We start from the raw sequence: 2,026 nt of genomic DNA, 5'->3' as shown, positions 1-2,026 counted from the left end.
GTTTCAGCACGAAGTCGGGGTTGGGCTTGCGGCTTTGCGGGTCCTGGCCCGGAAAGCCGGCGTCCAGGTAACGCCATTCGTCGAACAGGTTCTGGCCGAAGCCGGTCTTGCGGATCGACTTGAGGAACTGCTTCGGAATGATCGCGTCGGTGTCGACGTTCTCGCGGTCCATCGGGGCCACGAGGCCCTTGTGCACGGTGAATTTCTGCATGTGAATTTCTCTCTGTGTTCAGGCGAAGGTGCGCACGTCGACGAAGTGGCCGTGCACCGCGGCAGCGGCGGCCATGGCCGGGCTCACGAGGTGGGTGCGGCCGCCGGCGCCCTGGCGGCCTTCGAAGTTGCGGTTGCTGGTGGAGGCGCAGCGCTCGCCGGGTTCCAGGCGGTCGGCGTTCATCGCCAGGCACATCGAGCAGCCGGGCTCGCGCCATTCGAATCCCGCGGCCTTGAAGATCACATCGAGCCCTTCGCGCTCGGCCTGTTCCTTCACCACGCCCGAGCCGGGCACCACCATCGCGAGCTTGACGTTCTTGGCCACTTTCTGGCCGAGCTTCTTCACCACGGCGGCGGCTTCGCGCATGTCCTCGATGCGGCTGTTGGTGCACGAGCCGATGAACACCTTGTCGATGAAGATGTCGTTCATTGCCTTGTTCGGCTCCAGGCCCATGTAGACCAGCGCGCGCTCGATGGCGCTGCGCTTGCTGGCGTCCTTTTCCTTGTCGGGATCGGGCACGCGGCCGTTGATGTCGACCACCATCTCGGGCGAGGTGCCCCAGGTGACCTGCGGCTGGATCTGCGTGGCGTCGAGCTCGACCACGGCGTCGAACGCGGCGTCGGGGTCGGACTGCAGCGTGCGCCAGTAGGCCACGGCCTGGTCCCACTCCACACCGGTGGGCGCGAGCGGCCGGCCCTTGATGTAGCCGATGGTCTTTTCATCGACCGCCACGAGGCCGGCGCGCGCACCGGCCTCGATGGCCATGTTGCAGACCGTCATGCGGCCTTCCATGCTCAGGTCGCGGATGGCCGAGCCCGCGAATTCGATCGTGTAGCCCGTGCCGCCGGCCGTGCCGATCTTGCCGATGATGGCCAGCACGATGTCCTTGGCGGTGCAGCCGAAAGGCAGCTTGCCCTCGACCTTCACGAGCATGTTCTTCGCCTTCTTGCCGAGCAGCGTCTGCGTGGCCATGACGTGCTCGACCTCGCTGGTGCCGATGCCGTGCGCGAGCGCACCGAAGGCGCCGTGGGTGGAGGTGTGCGAGTCGCCGCAGACCACCGTCATGCCCGGCAGCGTGGCGCCTGATTCAGGGCCGATCACGTGCACGATGCCCTGGCGCTTGCTCAGGAATGGAAAGAACGCGGCGGCGCCGAATTCCGCGATGTTCTTGTCGAGCGTGGTGACCTGCTCCTTGCTGGTCGGATCGGCAATGCCTTCGTAGCCGCGCTCCCAGCCGGTGGTGGGCGTGTTGTGGTCGGCCGTGGCCACCACCGAGCTGATGCGCCACAGCTTGCGGCCGGCCTCGCGCAGGCCCTCGAAGGCCTGCGGGCTGGTGACTTCGTGCACCAGGTGGCGGTCGATGTAGAGGATCGCGGTGCCGTCTTCCTCGGTGTGGACGACGTGTTCGTCCCAGATCTTGTCGTAGAGCGTGCGTGCCATGTCGTTCTCTTGTCTTTCGTGGGGAGGTGATTGTCTTGCGTTCTAGGCGGCGAGCGGCTCGGCGGCCGCCGCCGGCGTATGCAGGTGGTTGACCAGGGTGCGCGCGGCCACCGGCAGGGTGGAGAAGTCGCGTGCCGCCAGTCGGATCTCGCGCCGGGACCAGGCGTCGTTGAGCGCCACGCTGCGAAGGCGGCTGCCGATGCCCGCCTGCAGCAGTTCGAAGGCGCGCTGCGGCATCACGCCGACGCCCAGGCCGTTGTCGATCATGCGGCACATGGCGTCCAGCCCGGTCACGTGGATGCGCAGCTTCACGCTGCGGCCCGCCTCGAGCGCGGCCTGGTGCATGGCCACGTAGCCTGGTGCATGGCCACGTAG

At 67.1% G+C, this 2,026-nt stretch carries 2 protein-coding genes and 1 pseudogene; all 3 read right to left on the bottom strand.

The annotated features are described in order from the left end of the window. A pseudogene (locus AC1DOC_RS31250) lies at positions 1-211 on the bottom strand (3-isopropylmalate dehydratase small subunit); the annotation flags it as partial. A gap of 18 nt (positions 212-229) precedes the next feature. Beyond that, positions 230-1,651, bottom strand: coding sequence for a 3-isopropylmalate dehydratase large subunit (leuC, locus tag AC1DOC_RS31245; protein WP_012746567.1), 1,422 nt, complete (start codon positions 1,649-1,651; stop codon positions 230-232). Positions 1,652-1,693: 42 nt separating this feature from the next. Next, positions 1,694-2,026: LysR substrate-binding domain-containing protein (locus AC1DOC_RS31240; RefSeq protein WP_478131285.1), on the bottom strand; the 333-nt coding region annotated here is incomplete at its 5' end.

It is taken from the genome of Variovorax sp. 01T439_2 (genome assembly GCF_056398445.1).
The sequence above is the reverse complement of the archived record's forward strand: the minus strand, read 5'-3'. Positions and strand labels throughout refer to the sequence as shown.

Coding starts and splice junctions, on each gene's coding strand:
- leuC (WP_012746567.1), bottom strand. CDS start 1,651: ATGGCACGCACGCTCTACGACAAGATCTGGGACGAACACGTCGTCCAC.